At 38.2% G+C, this 21,256-nt stretch carries 19 protein-coding genes; 9 read left to right on the top strand and 10 right to left on the bottom strand.

Annotated features, from left to right (window positions below):
- Positions 1-258: 258 nt before the first annotated feature.
- Both AAC073_RS07370 and AAC073_RS07375 read right to left on the bottom strand, forming a co-directional pair.
- Positions 259-1,068, bottom strand: a complete 810-nt coding sequence (locus AAC073_RS07370) for a DUF6503 family protein (protein ID WP_339923207.1) — start codon at positions 1,066-1,068, stop codon at positions 259-261.
- Between the two features lie 224 nt (positions 1,069-1,292).
- A complete protein-coding gene (locus tag AAC073_RS07375; RefSeq protein WP_339923208.1) occupies positions 1,293-2,039 on the bottom strand; it encodes an RNA methyltransferase in 747 nt (248 codons plus the stop codon).
- 5 nt (positions 2,040-2,044) lie between these two features.
- On the opposite strand from AAC073_RS07375, the gene AAC073_RS07380 reads away from it, so the two are divergent.
- The 3 genes from AAC073_RS07380 to AAC073_RS07390 are packed head-to-tail and all read left to right on the top strand — an operon-like array spanning position 2,045 to position 5,993.
- Positions 2,045-4,474, top strand: coding sequence for a BamA/TamA family outer membrane protein (locus AAC073_RS07380; protein WP_339923209.1), 2,430 nt, complete (start codon positions 2,045-2,047; stop codon positions 4,472-4,474).
- Positions 4,475-4,496: 22 nt separating this feature from the next.
- Entirely contained in the window at positions 4,497-5,405 is a 909-nt protein-coding gene (hemF, locus tag AAC073_RS07385; RefSeq protein WP_339923210.1) for an oxygen-dependent coproporphyrinogen oxidase, read from the top strand.
- 3 nt (positions 5,406-5,408) lie between these two features.
- Entirely contained in the window at positions 5,409-5,993 is a 585-nt protein-coding gene (locus AAC073_RS07390) for a phosphatase PAP2 family protein (RefSeq protein WP_339923211.1), read from the top strand.
- On the opposite strand, the gene AAC073_RS07395 is transcribed toward AAC073_RS07390, so the two are convergent.
- Complete coding sequence (locus tag AAC073_RS07395) at positions 5,980-6,567, bottom strand: riboflavin synthase (RefSeq protein ID WP_339923212.1); 588 nt, start codon at positions 6,565-6,567, stop codon at positions 5,980-5,982. The genes AAC073_RS07390 and AAC073_RS07395 overlap by 14 nt on opposite strands.
- A 293-nt stretch (positions 6,568-6,860) precedes the next feature.
- On the opposite strand from AAC073_RS07395, the gene AAC073_RS07400 reads away from it, so the two are divergent.
- The 6 genes from AAC073_RS07400 to AAC073_RS07425 all read left to right on the top strand — a co-directional run bounded on the left by AAC073_RS07400 (position 6,861) and on the right by AAC073_RS07425 (position 11,133).
- Positions 6,861-7,517: a protein-L-isoaspartate(D-aspartate) O-methyltransferase gene (locus AAC073_RS07400; protein ID WP_339923213.1), complete on the top strand. Its 657-nt coding sequence runs from the start codon at positions 6,861-6,863 to the stop codon at positions 7,515-7,517.
- Positions 7,518-7,528: 11 nt separating this feature from the next.
- A complete protein-coding gene (locus AAC073_RS07405) occupies positions 7,529-8,068 on the top strand; it encodes an acyl-CoA thioesterase (protein ID WP_339923214.1) in 540 nt (179 codons plus the stop codon).
- A 32-nt stretch (positions 8,069-8,100) separates the two neighbouring features.
- On the top strand, positions 8,101-8,661 hold the full coding sequence (locus tag AAC073_RS07410) for a hypothetical protein (RefSeq protein WP_339923215.1): 561 nt from the start codon (positions 8,101-8,103) through the stop codon (positions 8,659-8,661).
- A gap of 1 nt (position 8,662) precedes the next feature.
- A complete protein-coding gene (locus tag AAC073_RS07415; RefSeq protein WP_339923216.1) occupies positions 8,663-8,986 on the top strand; it encodes a DUF3817 domain-containing protein in 324 nt (107 codons plus the stop codon).
- Between the two features lie 21 nt (positions 8,987-9,007).
- Positions 9,008-10,030 (top strand): hypothetical protein, encoded by a 1,023-nt coding sequence (locus AAC073_RS07420; RefSeq protein WP_339923217.1) that lies wholly within the window; start codon positions 9,008-9,010, stop codon positions 10,028-10,030.
- Positions 10,031-10,638: 608 nt separating this feature from the next.
- Positions 10,639-11,133: a DNA starvation/stationary phase protection protein gene (locus AAC073_RS07425; RefSeq protein ID WP_339923218.1), complete on the top strand. Its 495-nt coding sequence runs from the start codon at positions 10,639-10,641 to the stop codon at positions 11,131-11,133.
- A 41-nt stretch (positions 11,134-11,174) separates the two neighbouring features.
- Here AAC073_RS07425 and AAC073_RS07430 read toward each other — a convergent pair whose 3' ends face one another.
- The 7 genes from AAC073_RS07430 to alaS all read right to left on the bottom strand — a co-directional run bounded on the left by AAC073_RS07430 (position 11,175) and on the right by alaS (position 21,199).
- Positions 11,175-13,625 carry a leucine-rich repeat domain-containing protein gene (locus tag AAC073_RS07430; protein ID WP_339923219.1) on the bottom strand — a complete coding sequence of 817 codons (2,451 nt, stop codon included), beginning with the start codon at positions 13,623-13,625 and terminating at the stop codon, positions 11,175-11,177.
- Complete coding sequence (locus AAC073_RS07435; protein ID WP_339923220.1) at positions 13,612-14,451, bottom strand: hypothetical protein; 840 nt, start codon at positions 14,449-14,451, stop codon at positions 13,612-13,614. Before AAC073_RS07435 ends, AAC073_RS07430 begins: the two co-directional genes overlap by 14 nt.
- The gene (locus AAC073_RS07440) at positions 14,448-15,026 is read right to left on the bottom strand and encodes a hypothetical protein (RefSeq protein WP_020889401.1); all 579 of its coding nucleotides are present in this window, start codon (positions 15,024-15,026) and stop codon (positions 14,448-14,450) included. Before AAC073_RS07440 ends, AAC073_RS07435 begins: the two co-directional genes overlap by 4 nt.
- 28 nt (positions 15,027-15,054) lie before the next feature.
- Positions 15,055-15,522, bottom strand: a complete 468-nt coding sequence (locus tag AAC073_RS07445) for a nucleoid-structuring protein H-NS (RefSeq protein ID WP_339923221.1) — start codon at positions 15,520-15,522, stop codon at positions 15,055-15,057.
- Positions 15,523-15,883: 361 nt separating this feature from the next.
- Complete coding sequence (locus AAC073_RS07450; protein WP_339923222.1) at positions 15,884-17,002, bottom strand: TlpA disulfide reductase family protein; 1,119 nt, start codon at positions 17,000-17,002, stop codon at positions 15,884-15,886.
- A 4-nt stretch (positions 17,003-17,006) separates the two neighbouring features.
- Positions 17,007-18,491, bottom strand: a complete 1,485-nt coding sequence (gatB, locus tag AAC073_RS07455; RefSeq protein ID WP_339923223.1) for an Asp-tRNA(Asn)/Glu-tRNA(Gln) amidotransferase subunit GatB — start codon at positions 18,489-18,491, stop codon at positions 17,007-17,009.
- Positions 18,492-18,562: 71 nt separating this feature from the next.
- On the bottom strand, positions 18,563-21,199 hold the full coding sequence (gene alaS, locus AAC073_RS07460) for an alanine--tRNA ligase (protein ID WP_339923224.1): 2,637 nt from the start codon (positions 21,197-21,199) through the stop codon (positions 18,563-18,565).
- Positions 21,200-21,256 lie beyond the last annotated feature (57 nt).

Below are 21,256 nucleotides of genomic sequence, written 5' to 3' on the forward strand. Positions count from 1 at the left end.
TAAAATGGCACACATTAAAACCTGACCCTAACTAGCTCCTGAACCACAGGCCGACCTTGAACATGGGCTATCGCCTTCTGAGTAAATTACGTTAGTTCGGACTGCTTTCATAAGGCTTCGACCTTCACAAATCTATATATAACTAAATTGAGATAAATAGCAAATCAGAGCTATAAACATAAAAAAAAACCAGTCTGAATTCTCTACAGGCTGGTTTAAAGCTGAAAATCCAATTGGATTTTCAGAAAGTATTGCTATCTATTTTTCATCTTGCACAACAACAGCATTGGCTGGTACGGAATAAAAACCTTCTGGTTTGGCCTCTTTGGATAGACTAATATTGTTAAAATTAACCCTGTTCCTTTCCTCTCCTACAACACCTTCTTCAACTGTATGCCAAGCCACTGAGGTGGGAAGTAGAATACCATCCACCAAATCCCAATTATCATAGCTGATAAAATTGGCCCATTCAGGCTTTTTCTCCGACCCAAAAGTGGCTTTATATGCAAGCCAAGTCATTTGGTACGTTTCCTTATCATAGTACAAGTAATATTCATCGCTAGAAGAATCACCTACACCTGAATTAAAAGTAACTTTTATACCACTGTAACTTGTACCCAATATTTCTTTGTCCTCTGTTGCTTCATAATTCAAACCAGGATCTGCAAGAACAAATGGCATGGCATAAAAATAAAACATGAGGTTATGCCTAAAGAGTGGGTTTCCTTTGTATTCTCCTTCTTTGTTTAGAGACCAGGCCTTTTCGCCATCAAACCCCAACTCATAATCTGTAGTGATCGTTTTGTCCATTCGACGGTGCAGGTCAATAATTTGTTGTTCCCCTTCGCCAGGAGCCCCTATTTCATACCTCAATGTCTTTTCCTTTCTCCATTGATCGATGCCGCCATGCGCCTCTAGTACTTTCGCAAAATCCACAGGATATTCCTTCAAGGTCATTTCCTGCATCGGAACGTCAAGAGATCCTTCTTCATTGGTTTTTTGTTTTTGAGACTTTTCTTGACAGGCCACAAAGGCAAAAAGGAGAACCAATATAACTAACTTGTTCATAACTTCTAATTTGGTTTTATTTAATCAATGGATTTTGATTTCGGTTTAAAGTCCACGGCTTGGGCATCGTCGTTTGACCGAAGAAAGTTTACGTTTATTGCTACTTACCCTGTTGACAAAAAAGTCGCATGTATAAATATAGGGTATTTTTGTTCCCTGTTGTAATATTTAAAGACGAGTGTTTTTTTAGTCTGCTGTACCTACATACCTAGAAATGGATTCCCTTAGGGCATAATCCGCCTTAGGTTGTCACAAAGGACAGCAGTGGCAATGGCCACATTTAAGGATTCAGCCTTCCCAAAGGCAGGAATGGTTAATTTTTGGGTTACGATACCTTCGAGCTGGGTAGAAATACCATTGGATTCATTCCCCATCAGCAAAACCCCTTCAGCAGTACCCTTAAGCTGGTGCACATTCATTCCCTCCAAGAAAGCTCCATAGATAGGAACACCTAAACCTTGGAGTTTTTTTGTTAAATCTACATATTCAAAATTCATCCTGGTAAAAGATCCCATACTGGCATTCAACACTTTAGGATTGTAAATGTCGGCTGTATTGATTGAAAGCAACAATTTACTAATCCCATACCAATCTGCAATTCGAATGATTGTCCCTAGGTTTCCTGGATCTCTTATGTCATCCAAGGCTAGTATCAGTTCCCCTTTTTCTAATTCTACTGCGCTATTTTCTTTTATTTCTGCTACTGCCAGTGCTTGATCATTGGTAGAAAAAGTACCCAAAGATTCAAGTTCTTTAGGCTTCAATAGAATCTTAATACCTGTATAGTGGCTAAGCAGGGATGCGTTTTCGTCCTGGTACTTTTCTGTACAAAGCAAATGACTTACAGTGAAATTTGACAGCAACAATTCCGTTACATTCTTTGCACCTTCCACAAAAAAAGCGCGTTCTTGCTTACGGAATTTTTTCTGGTGCAAGGATTTAATAAACTTAACTGTATTTTTGCTTAGCATTAGTAATGAGTGTTGTTGTGAAGAAGACCAAATATATAAATTTTCTTTTCTTGATCCATTTAATGTGGAGTTGTTCCTTGACCAAAGGACTCCACGAAAATGAGCTATTGCTAACAGATGTAAATACTCAGGGCATTGACAAAAGCAATGCTGAAGCAATCAAAAACCTTATTCAGCAAAAACCCAACACCCGAATTCCATTATTGAATATTTCGCCAGGGGTAATGGTTTACAATTTAGGTAATGCATTTTATGACAGCAGCAAACTTGCCGAAAAACAATACCAAACGAAAAAGGTACTGCAAGAAACAGCAGAAAAAATTCGTCAGGGAAACACCTCAGGAAAAGTACAAAAAAAGTACAATAAGCTAAGCAGCAAGGTAAATAACCTGGAGAAAAAGATTGAATATGGCAATTGGTTTATGCGAACTGGGAACCCGAAAGTGATCTTGGACAGCGCTAAAACTGCCTCCTCTAAACAGCAAATAAATGTTTACCTGCAAAACAATGGCTTCTTTGATGCAACTGTTGACACAGAAGTTAAAAGCAAGTCAAACAAGGCGAAAGTAACTTATTATATAGCGGAAAAAAGTCAATATAAAATCGACAGTTTAATCAACACAACTTCCGACACTGTTTTAAATGAACTATTAAAAACACACCATAAGTATTCCCTACTGAAAAAAGGTGCTCGGTACAGTCAGTCCAATGTAACGAATGAGAGACAAAGGATAGAGGATTTGCTTAAAGCCAATGGTTATTACACTTTTGCCAAGTCCTTTATAGAATACAATGTTTACAAAGACACCCTTGAAAAACATGTAGTAATCGAACAGGTCATTAATAAACCAAAATCAGGAGAAAATCACCAAGTATATACGATTGACTCAATCACCTTTTCGATTGCACCTGCAAATGACCTGATTAGAGACAATCAAGTTATCACAACCTGGCAAGACATTCGCTTTTCGATGTATCAGGATAATTATTCAGAAAAAATCATCAGCTCCAGGATTTTTCAACATAAAGGAGAACGCTATAATAAGAATGCAGTCATAGAAACGCAGCGTCAACTGGCTAATCTTGATATGTTTCGTTTTGTAAATATCTCTTTTGATACTTTAGGGAATGGTATCACCACAAAAATTTTCACCCGACCCAACCAGAAATTTCAGATAACCAACCAATTGGGTGCAAGTGTAACCGAACAGCTTCCGGGGCCATTCTTCAGTCATTCCCTTCGCAATAGAAATATTTTCAAAGGCTTAGAAATTTTTGAATTTAATTTTAGGGCTGGATTAGAAGGGGTGGCTTCTGCCACTACTGAGGGGGGTGTTTATAGAAGTCGTGAATTGTCGACCTCTGCCTCCATCTTATTTCCTCAGTTTTTGATTCCCTTCAATTTTGGGACTTTGGAGAAATTCGGCCGATACAATCCCAGAACTCGTACCCTTCTTGGGTATAGCTATGTCAATCGACCGGAATATGTGAGAGAAGCTTTGAATACTATTTTGGCCTATACCTGGGCCACTAGAAATTTAAAGCAACAGTTTACATTCAACCTACTTGACGCTAACCTTATTCGTTCCTCTTTAGATTCATTGTTTAGGGTACGTTTGGAAGAAATTCAAGATCAAGGTAATAACCTGATTAACTCATTCTTACCCTCGTATGTAAGTAGCATTTCAGGGCAGGTTATCATCAATTTTAATCAGTATGGCTTATTCCAGAAAAAAGAGGCCTCACTTTGGCGACTATTCGCCGAGAGTGGTGGGACTACGTTCAATTGGATAGATCCTAAACGCTTTGGAGATAAAGATTTAAATTACTTTCAGTTTTTAAAATTTCAATCTGATTTCAGGAAATACATCCCATTGAGCAATAAAAGCACCTTTGCTTACCGCTTAAATCTTGGCCTTGCTAAGCCCTATGGTATTAGCGGTGGCGTATTGCCCTATGAGAAGTACTTCTTCGCAGGTGGAAGCACAAGCATCAGGGCATGGCAGCCCCGACGGCTCGGCCCAGGAAGTTTTACTCCTGAAACAAATGAAGATGGAACCTTCGATTATCGATTTGAGCAACCTGGAGAGATATTATTTGAAGCGATGTTCGAATACCGGAGAAAATTATTTGGCTACTTTGACGGTGCAATTTTTGTAGATGCCGGTAATACCTGGACCTTTGCAGTGGACCCTTCACGAGAAGGTGCCGAATTCAATGCCAATCGATTTTATAAGGAAATTGCAGTTGGAACAGGCATAGGTTTAAGAATGGATTTCGAATTTTTGGTCCTGAGACTGGACATGGGCATTAAAGCTTATGACCCTGCTAGGCCAGAAAAGGAAAGGTTTATTCTAGATAAACTTTCCCTAAAAAACCCTTTGGGAGAGAGCGGACAGCAAGTATTTAACATAGGAATAGGTTATCCTTTTTAACACCCCCAATTACCCTGTTAACATGGAAAAAGAGAACAAAGAGATTATAGCGAAAAGGTTCCGTAAGATACAGCAACACATATGTGAGGCTTTAGAAAAAGGCGATGGTATAGGCAAATTTGAAACAGATAACTGGGAACGAAGTCAAGGTGGTGGTGGAGCCACTAAGGTATTGGTCGATGGTGAAGTTATAGCTAAAGGAGGGGTGGCTTTTTCCGCTGTTCACGGCCCTACTCCGGAAAAAATTCTTAAAAAATTAGCTTTGGAGAAAGCTGATTTTTTCGCTACCGGCGTTTCTATCGTAATTCATCCTAAAAACCCAATGGTCCCTATTATTCACATGAATATCAGGTACTTTGAAATGAGCAATGGCACTTATTGGTTTGGGGGAGGTATAGACCTAACCCCTCACTATGTAGATCCAAAAGATGCGCAATATTTTCACAAGCAGCTTAAAGACCACTGTGACAACTTCGATGCTTCCTTTTATGGTAAGTTTAAAAAGTGGGCAGATGATTATTTTTACATACCCCACAGAGAGGAAACGAGAGGAATTGGAGGAATCTTTTTTGACAGGCTTACCGCCAATGACAAAATGTCCTTCGACGCTTTACTTTCTTTTGTTGAAGGGGTAGGCTATTTATTCCCTAAAATCTATTGCCACTTTATGGAGAAAAACCACAAGCTGGCTTATGGAGAACAAGAACTCAAGTGGCAAGCACTGAGAAGAGGCCGATATGTTGAATTCAATTTGGTTTGGGATGCTGGAACTAAGTTTGGGCTGGACACAAATGGTAGAACGGAAAGCATTTTGATGAGCATGCCTCCCATGGCAAACTGGGTTTACAATCAGGTACCTGAATTAGGGAGTAAGGAATCAGAAACCCTGCAACTGTTAAAAAAGGACATAAACTGGGTTAAAGAAGCATAATAAATGATCGAAAGTATTTTAAACTGGGATGAACAACTGTTTCTTTTTTTAAACCAAATTCATGCTTCTTGGCTTGACCCATTAATGTTGGCCATTACCGGCAAGTACATCTGGATACCTTTATATGCATTCCTATTGTACCTCATTTTCAGAGAATACAAAGGCAATGGACTTTGGTACCTAGTGGGATTGATAATCGTAATATGGATGGCGGACCAATTTACTTCTGGATTTATGAAACCTTATTTTGAAAGGCTGCGCCCCTGCCACGATCCCCGCTGGCAAGACATCATCTTAAATTATTCCGGATGTGGAGGCAGGTATGGTTTTGCATCCTCCCATGCTGCAAATACTTTTGCCTTGGCAGCATTCCTTTATAAAGTAGGTAAAAACAGAATCCCAGGGTTTAGTTGGTTATTCCTTTGGGCTGCTATAGTCTCCTATTCAAGGATTTATCTTGGTGTACATTACCCTCTTGATATTCTCGTAGGGGCATCAATTGGCGTATTTATCGGTTGGTTGATCTATTGGGCAACAGTCAAAGTAAAAACACTTTGGGAAAACCGAGCCAGCCTCAATACCCCTTGAGTACCCTATGAATGTACTTTCCTATAATGTCAAATTCAAGGTTAACGATATCTCCTGGTTGTAATAAGTGAAAATTTGTATTTTCATATGTATAGGGTATGATCGCTACACTAAAAAGTCCTTTTTTGGAATCAAAGCAAGTCAAGCTGGTGCCATTGACACAAATTGATCCTTTTTCTACAGTTACGTTTCCTATTTGAGCATCATAAGAAAAGGTAAAAACCCAACTTCCGTCTACAGTATCAACTGATTGCAATACTCCTGTTTGGTCCACATGTCCTTGAACAATATGCCCATCAAAGCGTCCATCTGCAGCCATGCACCTTTCCAAATTCACCAAAGCACCCTCCGTTAATTTTCCAAGGTTGGTTTTCTGAAGGGTTTCATCTATGGCCGTTACCCTATATTCATTTGCATTCACAGCTACTACAGTTAAACAGACACCATTGTGACTTAAGGATTGGTCTATTTTCAGCTCTGATGCAAGGCTACTAGTAACATCAAAGTGGATATTGCTCCCTTCTTTTGTTATCCTCTTGACTTTTCCTAATGATTCGATAATTCCAGTAAACATTTTTCTATTTCTTACGTGATGCTATAAAACGAACAGGTCGCGGATAATCAAATTTCCTTTAATTAATTTGAAAATTGGGCTTAGCTTTCTTCCTTCGCAGGATACCCCGCTGTAAATTTGATTTAGTATCTGAGCCAGCTCGTATTTATGTCCTTTCCCTCTTTGTTTAGCAACCCTTCCTAAAATCCGAACTAAACTAGAATACCAACGGATAAATTCCTGTTTCAATGACAAAGTAAGGCATTTTTAGCATTAACTTAGCAATTCAATCAGTATATGACAGGCCCAAACAAATGTTAAAACTGGAAGACAGCTACTTACATAAAGGCAAACGAAGAGAGTTAATTAAAACATTGCGAAACAAAGGCATTAGCAATAAGGCAATCTTGGAGGCATTCAACAATGTTCCCAGGCATTTCTTTTTTGATTCCGCCCTACTTAGCCATGCCTATGAAGACAAGGCATTCCCTATAGGAGAAGGCCAAACCATTTCCCAACCTTACACAGTAGCCTTTCAAAGTGAACTCTTAAACATAGCACCTGGAGAAAAAGTACTTGAAATAGGTACAGGTTCTGGATATCAGGCAGGGATTTTGTATTGTCTAGGAGCAAGGCTTCACACCATAGAATTTAATAAAGTATTGTACGAAAGGACGAAAAGATTTTTACCTAAAATAGGGGTAAAAGTAAAACATTATCATGGAGATGGAAGTCTGGGATTACCAGAGCAGGCTCCTTTTGATAAAATTATAGTGACCGCAGGTGCTCCGGTGGTTCCAAAAGCATTGTTGCAACAATTGAATATTGGTGGGGTATTGGTAATTCCAGTTGGAGACCGGAAAAAACAGCAAATGCTAAAACTCACGAAACAAACTAATAAAAAGATTTTAAAAGAGACCTTTGACAACTTTTCATTTGTCCCTCTATTGGGAGATGAAGGTTGGGAATAAACCCAGGGCTTATGAAAGAAACACACAAGCATGTTAAGGATTCGGAGGTCATCAAGACAGAGATGGTATTACCGAATGATACCAACACGTTGAACAATTTAATGGGTGGTAAATTAATGCATTGGATGGATGTCGTGGCTGCTATAGCTGCACAACGCCATTCTAACTCCATCGTAGTGACAGCTTCAGTGGATAATATTTCATTTAAAAGCCCTATAGCCTTGGGCAATGTAGTTACTTTACATGCTCAGGTTACCAGGGCTTTCAGTACCTCCATGGAAGTATACATAGAGGTAATAGCTGAAGACATTCCCGCCAACAGAAAATATTCCTCTCACAAAGCATTTTTCACCTTTGTGGCAGTAGACTCTGATGGAAAGCCTGCAAAAGTACCTGAACTGAGACCTCTAAATGAGCAAGAAGAAGAGCTTTATAAAGGCGCTTTAAGACGAAGGCAATTGAGGCTGATACTGGCTAAAAGGATGAATCCACAGGATGCAACGGAATTGAAATCGCTTTTTGACTTAGAAGAGATCAGTCAAAAGGAATAGTTTTTGTAATTTGATATGAAAATTCCTATAAAATGAATTTAAAAGAACTGTCTTTATTTCTGACGGATGAGCTCTTTGTGATCAAAGGAGAAGTCAATGAAAAACTTGCCGTCAATAAAATGGCCTCCAGATTAGATTTGAATACCTCAACGGATCAGGTTGTAGCGAGTGAACCAGATTTGCAGCCTATAGTAGTAGAGCACGATCCTGAACCTATCCCCTACGAAGGAGGATTCCAAAAATCAATTCTGATAATTTATGAAGGAGAGGAATTAAAAGAGAGCAACAGGGCTTTTCTACTCAAAGTATTTAGTGCTGTAAACCTTTCACTGAAGGACATTGCTTTGATGTCGGAGCATTCCTTAAAAGGCAGTAATGAGGACCCCTTGGAGCAATTAAACCCAGACAAGCTGATCGTTTTCGGGACCATTTACCATCACTTGATGCGTCTGAAAAAAGACAATTATCACATCACACAAGAGTCACTGGATTATTTCTTTGCGGATGATTTGGAAGGATTAGAAAAAAATGTATCTCTGAAAAGAAAACTATGGGATACCCTACAAGTATTTTTCAATATTAAACAAAAGTAAAATGACAAATGAAGAACGATTGGGCATCTTGCACCGATTTAGAATAGTAAGTATTACAGAAGGTATCTCCATGTTGGTACTGATTTTTATTGCAATGCCATTAAAATACATTTTTGATTTACCAGCAATGGTCACCTATGTAGGTTGGATTCATGGGGTGCTTTTTGTTCTGTATATTTTGGTCATGTTCCCTACTTCGCGGAAATTAAAATGGCCTTTCAGAATTGCTTTGATGGGGCTGATTGCCTCTATACTTCCATTTGGCCCTTTCTTATTTGACAGAAAACTAAAAAAACAAGAACGAATAATAGAAGATAAAATGTAATGGCCATCTAAAAAGTTAAATATGGCAGTTATTAGCAAAAAAAAGATCGTTTACCCCATAAGTGAAAACCTGAGGAAATACCTTGTTAAATATGGCCGTGAAGTAGATATTCCCATACACTACAAGGAATTGCTCAGGTATACTAACTCCATTGCCCTCTATGACTTTAAAGACAATGACACCTTATGGGAAACGGTATTTTACGATGAGTCCGACCGAAATGAGATCCATTATAAAGTAAAGAAAATTTACGCCTTGCTAAAAGCAGATGGTGACATGACTGTCATGCAGCACCTATATGTGGACAGGATAGACCTATGCACTTACGGAAATACACAACCCTTTAGGGTAAGGATTGTCAACCGTATCAATGATAATTTTGATTATTTCTATATCAAAAATGCCGATGCGTCTAGGGTATATGGCCTGGGATTAGAGCACCTATTGTCTCCCAATAGAATTGGCTACCTGGTATATAGGGATACCCTTATTGAAGAGCATATAGCAGGGATTCCTGGTGAGCAATTTATGAAGCAACAGCTTCATGACCCTCTGCTTAATCCAATCAGGTTGTCAAAAGAATTTGTAAAGTTCAATGAACGGTGCTTTGTTCGTTTATTGGGAGACATGCATTCTTCAAATTTTGTAATAGATGTAACTCCAGATTTTGAAGAAACACATTACAGAATACGTTCTATTGACTTTGACCAACAGTCCTATGAAGGCAAAAAGTCCATTTATCTACCACAATTCTTTAAACAAAACAACGCACTCATTCAACTGGGAATCAAGCACATTACCAAAGAATCCATGGCGCAATATCAAAAAGAAGAGCGAGCGCTGATTGCCACCAGGCTTACAAGTTCACCTAAAGAAATTACGGATATTTTGAATAGTATGGAGAAGGATGTTCTTTCTAAAGAGTCAAATATTGAAACCCTTAAAAATGAATTGGCCAGACATTATAATAATCCTGCCTTTCTACGCTGCAAAAACATGGGAGGGATTTTAAGAATGAGTCTAAATCAATTAATCCACAAGTAATATCTAGCCAGTTCTCACACTTCATAGCCCTTCTATTGTGGGACACAAAAAAATTTAAATTTAGTATTAAAGCAGTAAGGCCTGTTTTTACTGAATCGACAAGTCCAATGTGCATTCTATTATTGATCAACCAATTTAAAATGTAGCCAACTAGCAACTTTTTAATTAAGTCTTAAATTTGGCTGATTAGCTATTGGTCACTACTTCCAAATAATAGACGCCATTTTAATTCTAATGGACAGCCTAGGTTAGGGAATTAGCATTCCCTAAGAAAATTCTAACCTGAGTTCGACCTATTAACATGGAGAATCGTCTTCGGTAGGCTAATGAAGGGCTTTATGGGGAGAAAGCCTAAGAATACCCAGCAAAAGGTGACTGCCTCCCCCTTTCCAACCTCAGAAACCCTTTCAACAGAAATCGCGGTGACGCTATAGCCGCTTTTTTAGGAGGATTTTAAATCAAACTCAGGTTTATAGATATTAAAGCACTATAAAAGATAATTTCTTAGGCAAATTGAAATTTATCAAGGAAATATTATCGGATTGGCATAGTTTATGGGCATAACTGTACAAGAAAATTGAATAACTTATAAAGTAAAATCGAATATTATGAGCGATAAAGGAGAAAAACGAGTTTTTAAAAAACTAGGTTACAACAAGGACGATTCCGAAAAAATAGTGGCTTCGTTGAATCAACTTTTAGCCAATTATCATGTCCATTATCAAAAACTAAGGAATTTTCACTGGAATGTAACTGGTGGCGATTTCTTTGATCTTCATGAAAAATTTGAAGAACTATACGATGAGTCATTTGCAAACATTGACTTGATAGCTGAACGTATTAGAGTTTTTGGAATGACTCCTTACAGTCTTATGAAAGTTTACCTAGAAAAAGCTGACATTAAGGAGGTTGGTACGGACTTAAGCTCTAAAGAGATGGTTGAAGAAGTGCTTAGGGATTTTCAAATGCTAGTAGACAGCATGGATGAGTGTGCTATTAAAGTAGCTGATTTGGGTGACAAGGCTACTGAGGATATGCTCGTTGCATTTATCAAAAGTTTAGAATTACACCACTGGATGCTCACATCCTTCTTAAAGGAATAAAAAAAATCCCCGATTTAGTCGGGGATTTTTTTTTGTCATATTTAATAGTACCTCACTTCACAGTTTGGTAATTCATTTTGAAATTTTTCAACTGATCGAGAACTCAGCCTTGTATTAAAACAAACCAATCTTTCCAAATTCAGGAGATGGGTAATTTGCTTAACACTTCTCACCCCAGTACTGGCAATATCCAAGGTCCGAAGATCATAGAGCATTTCGAGTCCTTTAAGATTCGATATATTGGTACCTGACAAATTCAAATGCTTTAACCTCTTTAGGTCGCTTATAGGCTCAAGCTCGCTTACAGCAGTATTGGATACATTAAGTGTCTCAAGCACTAACAGTGGGCTTACTACAGTTAAATCTCTAAAAGGTGACTCTGTAATTTCAAGCAACTCAAGCTTCTCTAATCTGGCAATGGCTGAAGGATCCTGGAGCGGTACATTATTGATTTTTAATTCTCTTATATTAAAAAATACAAGAAGCGGTTCTAAATTTGATATATTATCCCCACCAATGTCCAGTTTGGCACTTGAAGTGGCTTTATGCAATGCCCAGGTATCGGGATTTTCTTTAAGATCATAATACCTTGAAAACAAACTTTTCCATTCGGGAGTCAAATTTTCCCACCAGGTCAACAAAGCTTCTGTTCTAAATATTACATTGGTTTGTGGCAACAAGCTAGCGAGCTCTTGTACATCCCAGTCTGGAACTTTCGTATTGTCCAAGTTAATAAAATCCAAAGAAGGTAGATTTTTAAGGGGCTCGACAGATTCTATGCTGGTTCCCTGAAAGGAAAGCCTTTTTAGCCCTGTAAGTTCTTGCAATGCATTGAGGTTATTTACTGCGCTATAATCGCCATCAATATGCAACAAATTCTTCATTTCTGCCAATGGAGAAAGGTCTTCTATCATGGTGTTTTTAAGTGATAAAAAGGTAACACTTTTAAACTTAAGCGCAGGCCTTAGATTTATCACTTTGCTATTGTCTAAATTCAGGGAATCCATGTTCACCAAAGCAGAGAGCGCTTCAATTGTAGGTTTGCCTTGTCCTAGAGCTGGTGATTTTTCAACAAAAACCTGGTTCCACCCATCAGGAAGTGTTTGCCACCAGGTCTGAAGATTTTCAACGTTGTGAATCAACAAAATGCCTCTATTGCTTCTAGCAAATATTTCCGCAGCATTCTCAGAGATACTGGTTCGGTCTGCATAGATCCTTTTTACAGATTTAGATCCATTTATTGGATTTAGCTGGCTGACTTCCGTTCCATTGATATTTACACGCCAAAGTGAAGGCAAAGAAGACAAAGGAGAAAGGTCAAGAATATTGGTTTCCTCAAGGTTAATCTCTTCCAATTCTTTCAACTCGGACAAAAACCCAAAATTGATCAGGTAGTTACCTCTAATATTCAATTCCTTTAGCTGAGATAGGCTTTTTAAGTTTTCTATATTATTGAAACCACTTTCATCAAGATCCAGCGTTTCGAGCTGAGTAAAGTGCTCCAACACTCCAAAACCTCTTAGTGGCGCTTTTGCGGCTTTGAAAGTCTGTAGATTTTTAAGACTGGTTAGTTCATCAATATTGGTCACTTTTGTACCTGAGATATCAAGGTATTTAAGCTTGTCGGAATATTTGATAAATTGAATATCAACCGTAGGTGTATTGGATATGTCCAAATAGGAAAGAAACGTGATATTGCTGATTGGGCTAAGTTCCTGAATCTGTGTATGACTAATGTCTACATAGGTTAAATCCCTAAACACATGTATAGGGGCTATATCTACCAACAACTTATTCCCTGAGAGGTCAAGTGTATCTAGCGCCGATATTTTGTACAACATATCTAGCTGAACAGAATCGTCGGTAATCGCAAATTTTTCTCTTAGTAATGTTTCCCATTCAAGAGAAAGGCCACTCCACCATTCCAACAGCTCATCATCTCGACTTAGTTTGGTCGTATAAATACTTGCGATTTTAAGTTCGTTAGAATTTCTGTCCAGATTAATTTCTACAAAACGCCGTTTGGTGTTTTCGATGCTCTCATTCTCGAGCCCCAGACCAGTTAGCGTTCTATCCAACGAAATCTCAAAAAACAGGTCCTCGTTATCATTTACTTTTGGTTTTACCTCTTTGATCTTAAACTCGAATGCAGCATCTTTGAAGAAAAACTCAATGTCTTTTAAATAAGCTACTACACTTTTATTGGTAATAACTTGCCTATCCAGTAGCAAATCGTCCTCTATCTGTACGTTCTCATCTCGGAAGATTTTTTTATAGCTTTCCCTAATAATAACATCTTTATCCCTGGCAGAGGTTTCACCACTACCTACGGTATTAAGAAAATATTGTAAGAATCGGACTTGATCTTCAGCCTGTTGGCTAAAATCTTTAATCTCCTGTTTGGTGTACCCTCCAAGATCCTGAGCCAGGACTTTTGGAGCATAACAAAAAAATAAAATCAGGAGAAATGCATTTACTTTAATCCCTGTCATAGATGTAGTTCAATATAATTTCTTTGTCGCCTTCCTCCAATTTAACCAAATTGGCAATCAACCACCCAGTATTAAAACCAGGCCTATTGAATTGTCCTAACTCAAAATACCATTTGTCAATTTGAAAAAAGTGGAATTTAGTATCTTTCACTGTCTCAAATTTCAATCTTTTACTTTTTATTTCAAATAGAAACAATGTAAGGTAATCTGGTTCAAAACCATCTGGGGTATAAGACTCCGGTTTAGGATTGTCTACAATCGCCCTCCTTAGGTTCATAAAACCCAATTCATGACTCAAAGGGTGAAGAAACTTTTTCTCGTCGCCTTTTGGTTTATCAAATGCGGCAGTAAATGGAGGGAAGTTTACATTTTCTATGACCCATTCGTATCCCAGTCCTTGAGGTTGTAACTTCAAAAACAATACCACATCTTGTCTTTTACCATTATAAGTAAAAACAGTATTAAGTTCAGCGAACCATTCTCCTCTGTGGAAATTAAGATATTGGGGGTAGGTTTCGGATGTTACAAAACCTATAAAATCTCTCTTTAGGTCATTGCTAATCCCTGAGGTTTCATTGTCGAAAAGAATATTAATAAAAGACTTCCTTAAGGCTAGATCATGGTATTTCTCATCACCTGGGTAATATCTTACATCTCCTTCTTTGCTTTCCTCTGCATTAAATCTTCTGAAAAATTGATTAACTTGTTTGGTAGCGGCAGCAAACCTGCCATCATCAACAATCCGGCCGGAGCTATTGAAAGTCTGCCCCGGCGCGGAAAAATTTGATAAGATTATGGTAATTAACGTAACAAATACTATTCTCATGCTGATGTTTCAGTCACTCTCACATCTCCCAACAACACATCCCAGAATTCAATAGTTCTACCTGAAATCTGAGTTTGTTTTTTCTCTACATAGATTGTAATGTCCTTCTTAGTGGTATCTCTGTAGTTTAACCCTGCTTCTTGTGAAGTTCCTTCAAACCTTTGGTAGATGGTAATAACACCTACGTACCTGCCATCAGGTTGTCTCTCCAAGTCAGAGATATAATGAATATCATACCAGCTGATGTTCACTCTGTCATAGTTCAAGGCCATTAGTCTTTCAAAATACCTTCTGATTTTGTAATAAGCAACCTCGTTGGTATTGACAGATGAAACACCCATCTCAGCATCAGGAGCGAAAAGCTCTTCGGCTCTATCCATGACCCTAGTAGCTTCAGAAAACTGCGTTTCTTTACTTCCGATGATACTGATGTATTTACTTAAATCTTTAACTTTTTCTAATGCAAGGGAATCAATTGCTTGCTTTCTTTGCGGGCTGATGCTTTCATCCTGTGCGAAAACGGAAATACTTGTTGCCAGGAAAAAGATAAGCAGGGATAAAATATATTTTTTCATAATAACTTACTTTCTATAGTTTTTTAAATTATCTTCTTCTTAATTCTAACTCGGTAACTTTTCCGGATCCATCCATTCTGATATCGCTGATAAAGTTCAGGTTCTTCTTGGTGTCTTTAAGATAGTTAAGGTACCTTTCAATCGTAGTAGGCTCATCGTAATCTTTCCTTCCAGATTCTTCATGAATCACAATTAAAACAGGTGTATCTTGATTAGAAAACATACCTAAGGCTTCTCTTATAGTATTGTTAGCACTTTGCAAACTTGAAGCATTGGCTACTGCATTAAAGTAATTTTCCAATTTCCCAACTGCTACCTCTTCAGCTGATGGCTGTGGAACAGGTTTTGGGGCTGGTGCAGGCTCTTCAACTGGTACAGGTGCAGGCGGGGCCTCAACCACTTTTTTCTTGCTTTTACAAGCTCCCATAGCTAATAGGACAAATAGCATTACAGTCAATGACCGCGTAAAGGGGAATTTTAGGTTCCTTTTTTTCATATGAATTGAATGGTTTTTAAGTTAATTGTAAAAGCCTTGTCTAAGGGTGGTTCTATTTACGTAATTCCACAGCTCCCAAGATTTTTACGATGTAGTAGATGATTGATTTAAGTGTTTTTTTAAGAATAGTTTGATTTTTTTAATCTGCACAATTTAACTAATGAACGGCACTAAAGTTGGTTTGTATTTAAATTTATCAAAATTAACGATCTGCGTTTTTTATGTAAACCTCCTCAATTATAGGTAATAATTTCTTAAAACGCACAAAAAGCTAAGAATTGATGATGTATTCATACAAAATGCTAATATATCATTATATATCGAAATGTATGAAAGTTTTTTTTAACGGTGAATACACAATTTAATCGAAAAGCTCAGACAACTTTTTTTCCAAAGATTTTCCTCTTAAATCCTTGGCAATAATGTTACCTTCAGGATCAAGCAAGTAAGTGGCTGGAATAGCATTGATTTGATACTTGGCTGCTGCTTCCGAATTAAAATATTTTAAATCAGAAACCTGAGTCCATGTTAGCCCATCTTCGGCTATGGCTTTCGTCCACATTTCTCTGGTTCTATCAAGAGAAACACCAAACACTTCAAATCCATCTTCCTTGTATTGGTTATATAGTCTTAACACATTTGGGTTTTCATCGCGGCAAGGTTTGCACCATCCAGCCCAAAAATCAATCATTACATATTTCCCCTTTAAATCAGATAAGTTCACTACTTTTCCTTCAGGGTTGGGAAGGGAAATTTCAGGTGCTGGCTGACCGATAGATAGCGCTCTCATTTCGTTCAGCTCCTGCTTCCATGTACTGATCAATTTCATATCTGGGTACTTGTCCCCAAGCGCAACTACTACACTGTCCATGAAATTAAAATCTTCTCCAGGGTCCAACATTCCTAACCCTGCCAATGCTGCAAAGCTTCCTTCCGTTTTCGAAATAATACCCTTCACTTTCTCGGCATGATTCATTCCCATAACCATCGCCTGTTCACGGATTTCCTGAACTTTGTCTTGGTCTTTCGCCGTCATTGCTTCGTAGAAAGCGGAATTCAACTCATTGGTCTCTTCCTGATATTTTACAGTCAACTCATCGATTTCAAACAGTAACTGGCTGTCTTTGGAGCCAGTAACATTGAGCTCCTCAGAATCAAAATCATAGTTTACTTCAACATCTTCCTCAAATAACGCCAATCGAATCGTCTTTTCTCCAAACAAATCTAGGTCATAAAAATTAGGATTGTCGACATTAACTTCATGGCTAAAGGAACCTCCATTACCAACTTTTATGGTATCAATTACTGAGATTTTATCCACATCATATTGGGATAGAATTACATCTCCTTCTGGCATATTTTTTAATTCCCCAGAGATGGTTACTTTGCCATCGAAGACTTCTTGCTTTCCTTCTCCGCATGCATAAAGCAGCATGGTTGACAACACTATCGAAAATACACTTTTGGTTAAGAATCTCATAACATTAATTATCCAATAATTCTGTTAAAATTTTGCTGGCAAGTTTAGGATCTGCTTTTCCTTGAGACTTTTTCATTACCTGCCCCATAAACATGCCCATAAGCCCTTTTTTACCAGACCTGTACTCTTGTACTTTTGCTGCGTTCTGGGTTAAAACCTCTTCGATCAAAGGTCTTATCGAATCCTCATTACTATCTTGAATTAAATTTAATTCCTTTGCAATCTCGTAGGGCGTTTTATCTGGGTGAGCGATTAACTCAGGGTAAACTTTTTGAGATGCTACTGTATAACTTACTTTCCCTTCGTCAATCAAGGCTATCAATTCAGCAATTTTTGATTCACTTAAAGGGAAATCCTCAATTTTTAAAGTCAATTCATTCAAATAAGACTTAATTGGACCCATCATCCAATTTGAAGCTGCTTTAAAATTATTGGTTTGCTGACACAACGATTCAAACCATAAAGCTATTTCCTTTTGATCAGTCAATACTCCTGCATCATATTCAGGAAGCCCGTAAGTATTCACAAATTTATCAAACAATTCGCGAGGTAACACTGGTAGCTCAGCCTTAATGGAGGTCAACCATTCTTCAGAGATGACTACCGGACTCAAATCCGGCTCAGGGAAGTACCTGTAATCGTTTAGGTCTTCCTTGGTCCTCATGCTTGCTGTAAGTCCAGTGGTCGCATCAAAAGTTCTGGTCTCTGAAATTATATTTTCACCATTTTCAAGTAATCCTATTTGCCTGTCGTATTCGTGTTCAACAGCTCTTACCACATTTCGGAAGGAATTCATGTTTTTCACTTCCACTTTCTTACCTAGTTCTTTATCTCCTTTAAGTCTCACTGAAACATTGGCGTCACACCTCAAAGACCCCTCTTCCATGTTCCCATCACACACATCCAGATAGACTACCAATTTCTTGATTTCTGATAAGAGGTTGTAGGCTTCTTCTGAAGAGCGCATATCAGGCTCCGTCACGATTTCTATCAGTGGTACACCTGCCCTGTTAAAATCTACGAGGGTGTCCACTTCTCCTGCTAAGTGCATGGATTTACCCGCATCTTCTTCCATATGGATTCGGGTTAGTGCCACTTCTTTTTTCTCTCCACTACTTAAAGTAATTGGGACGAATCCCCCTACACAGATAGGGTTTTTATCCTGAGTCAGTTGGTATCCTTTAGGTAGATCAGGGTAAAAATAATTTTTACGGGCAAATACATTTTTCCTAGTAATGGAAGAATTACATGCCAATCCCATCTTCACAGCAAATTCTACCGCTTTTCTATTTACTTTAGGCAAGGTACCAGGGTGCCCTAAAGTAATCACCGATATATTGGTGTTTGGCATCTTCCCATAGCTATTTGCATCAGAAGTGTACATCTTACTTTTAGTAAGCAACTGTGCATGGACTTCCAGTCCTATCACCATCTCATACTTATTCTTGAGGTTTTCTGCCGTTAAGGTAGTGGACTTCTCTTCAATCATCTTTAAATTATTACAGTTATCGTTCCAAAATGTCAGGGCATTGCCCAGAACAAAAATTGAATTCCGCTAAATTATTTTAAGGCCTGGTGAATTAACGTTTCAGCTTTGTCTAAAGCTATCGGTAAACCTGAGGAATCTTTTCCTCCTGCTGTTGCATAAAAGGGCTGGCCTCCTCCCCCTCCTTTGATCTCAACCGCTAATTCCCTCACCATCTTACCTGCATGTAACCCTTTGTTTTTTACAAGCAAATCGTTTACCACAATTGCTAATTGAGGTTTGCCATCAATATCTGCTGCCAATACAGCTACTAAATCTTCAATTTCATTTTTTAATTCAAAAGAAAGCTTTTTTAAGGCCTCAGCATTAGGCAATTTAATCAATCCTAATATTAAGTTGTAACCGTTGAAGGATTTTACCTCACTTTTTAACGTTTCTTTTATTTCATCGGTAGCTTTTAGGTTCAAAACATCGATTTCCTTCCTTAAAGAAGCCCTCTCTGTCATTAATCCTTCTATAGCAGCCACAAGATCCCTGGGATGCTTTAGCGTTTCTTGGATGTTTTCTAAAAGCTCAAACTGCCGTCTGACATACTCTTCAGCTCCAGAAGCCGTCACAGCCTCTATTCTTCGAACCCCTGCAGCGATTGAGCTTTCGGAAATAATTTTAAACATTCCTATCTCACCTGTGGAAGTCACATGGGTTCCTCCACACAATTCCACAGAAAAGGATGGGTCAAAAGTAATTACCCGCACCTGCTCTCCATATTTCTCTCCAAAGAGTGCTGTTGCACCCATTGCTTTCGCCGTAGCTATAGGTACATTACGTTTCTCGTCCAATGGTATATTTGTCCTCACTCTGCTATTAACGATATCTTCCACCTTAAGTATTTCTTCTGGTGTTAATTTTGCAAAATGAGAAAAGTCAAACCTTAAAACTTTATCATTAACAAGCGATCCTTTTTGTTGCACATGATCTCCTACTACCTGCTTCAAAGCCGACTGTAAAAGGTGAGTGGCAGTATGATTGCTTTTAATTAAACCACGCTTTTTCGCATCTACCTTACCAGTGAAGTCTGCTTCGGGGTTATTAGGTAATGTTTCTACCCAGTGAACAATCAAGTCATTTTCTTTAGTGGTGTCTACAACCACAATGGTTTCTTCATCATTTGAAAGGGTCCCAGTATCTCCCACCTGTCCACCACTTTCGGCATAGAAAGGCGTTTCTGTCAAGACCAGCTGAAACCTGTCCTTGTTTTTATCTTTGATCTTACGGTATTTAATGATTTGAGCTGTAGCACTTAAAGTATCATAGCCCACGAATACAGAGCTCTCTTCATCATTCACATTGATCCAATCACCCGTCTCAAGTTTGGATGCTGACCTCGACCGGTCTTTCTGAGCTTTCATGGCTACTGAAAAGCCTTGTTCATCAACGCTGAGGCCATTTTCCCTAGCTATCAAAGAAGTAAGATCCAATGGAAATCCGTACGTATCATACAACTCAAACGCCACCTCACCAGAAATGGTATTCTCATTTTTTGTTGCCAAGGTCTTTTGAATGTTTTCAAGGTTTTTTAATCCTTTATCCAAGGTCCTTAAAAATGCCAGCTCTTCTTCCTGAATAACTTTACCGATAAATTCTTGTTGCAAATTTATTTCAGGATAAAACTCTCCAAATTTCTCTGCCAATACCGGTACCAATTGAAACAAGAAAGGAGTTTTGAGGTCTAAAAAAGTATAGCCATATCGTACTGCCCTCCTTAGAATCCTTCTAATTACATATCCTGCTTTGTTATTAGATGGCAGCTGTCCATCTGCAATGGTAAATGATATCGCTCTTATATGGTCTACGATTACACGAAAAGCAATGTCAATTTTCTCAGCATCCCCATAAGTGAACCCGGAGATATTTTCCATTTTAGCTATAAATGGTGCAAATAAGTCAGTGTCGTAGTTAGAAGACTTTTGTTGGATTACCCTTACCAGTCTTTCAAGTCCCAATCCAGTATCAACATGCTTGGCCGGCAATTCTTTCAAATGGCCGTCTGCGAATCGGTTATACTGCATGAAAACCAAATTCCAAATTTCTATCACCTGAGGGTGGTCTTCATTGACCAGTTCCCTTCCTGGTGTCTTTTGAATTTCTTCTAAAGACCGCATGTCAAAATGAATTTCTGAACAGGGTCCACATGGACCTGTTTCTCCCATTTCCCAGAAATTGTCTTTTTTAGAACAATAAAGAATACTGTCCTTGTCTACTAATTCTTCCCAATAGCCAAAAGCTTCGCTATCTTCTTCTAATTTATCGTCTTTATCACCACCAAAAACGGTGATGTACAACCTATCTTTAGGCAATTGGTAAACTTCAGTCAGTAATTCCCAGGCCCAATTGATTGCTTCTTTTTTAAAATAATCACCAAAAGACCAATTGCCCATCATTTCAAACATGGTATGGTGATAAGTGTCTACACCTACTTCTTCCAAATCATTGTGCTTTCCGGAAACTCTGAGGCACTTTTGACTGTTAGTAACCCGAATATGATCTGGGTTTTCGTTCCCTAAAAAATAATCCTTAAATTGATTCATTCCAGCATTGGTAAACATCAATGTTGGATCGTTTTTCACAACTATTGGAGCAGATGGAACAAACTGATGCGCTTTAGATTGAAAAAAATCAATGAAATGGCTTCTTATTTGTTTGGAATTCATGTTTATTTACCTTAGAATGAATTACTTGGAATATTTAAAGTTTTTGAATTATCTTTG

Source organism: uncultured Cyclobacterium sp., assembly GCF_963977555.1.
Classification (GTDB): domain Bacteria; phylum Bacteroidota; class Bacteroidia; order Cytophagales; family Cyclobacteriaceae; genus Cyclobacterium.